This is a genomic window from Variovorax sp. WDL1, assembly GCF_001541225.1.
Classification (GTDB): domain Bacteria; phylum Pseudomonadota; class Gammaproteobacteria; order Burkholderiales; family Burkholderiaceae_C; genus Variovorax.
The window spans coordinates 2,635-3,056 of record NZ_LMTS01000205.1 but is presented as its reverse complement, the minus strand read 5'-3'; the positions used below and the strand labels follow the sequence as shown (position 1 = coordinate 3,056).

Below are 422 nucleotides of genomic sequence, written 5' to 3'. Positions count from 1 at the left end.
GCAAGACCACGACGGCCGCCAACCTGGGCGGGCTCGCCGCAGACGCGGGCCTGCGCGTTCTGCTGCTCGATCTCGACGTGCAGCCCACCTTGTCCTCCTACTACGAGCTGACCCAGCGCGCGCCGGGCGGTATCTATGAGCTGTTGGCCTTCAACGAGCGCGACCTCGGCCAGCTCGTGTCCCGCACGATCATCGCGGGCCTGGACCTGGTGCTGTCCAACGACGATCGGGGTGAGCTGAACACCTTGTTGCTGCATGCGCCGGATGGCCGCCTGCGGCTGCGGCATCTTCTGCCAGCGCTTGCTCCGCTCTACGACCTGGTGCTGATCGACACCCAGGGCGCGCGTTCCGTGCTGCTGGAGATGGCGGTGCTCGCGTCCGATCTCGCGCTGTCGCCCGTCACGCCGGAAATCCTCGCAGCC

1 protein-coding gene is annotated in these 422 nt (G+C 68.0%); it reads left to right on the top strand.

Going from position 1 to position 422, the window contains the following annotated elements; all coding sequences use genetic code 11:
* On the top strand, positions 1 to 422 hold a 422-nt coding region (locus APY03_RS44535; protein ID WP_232324420.1), incomplete at both ends, for a ParA family protein.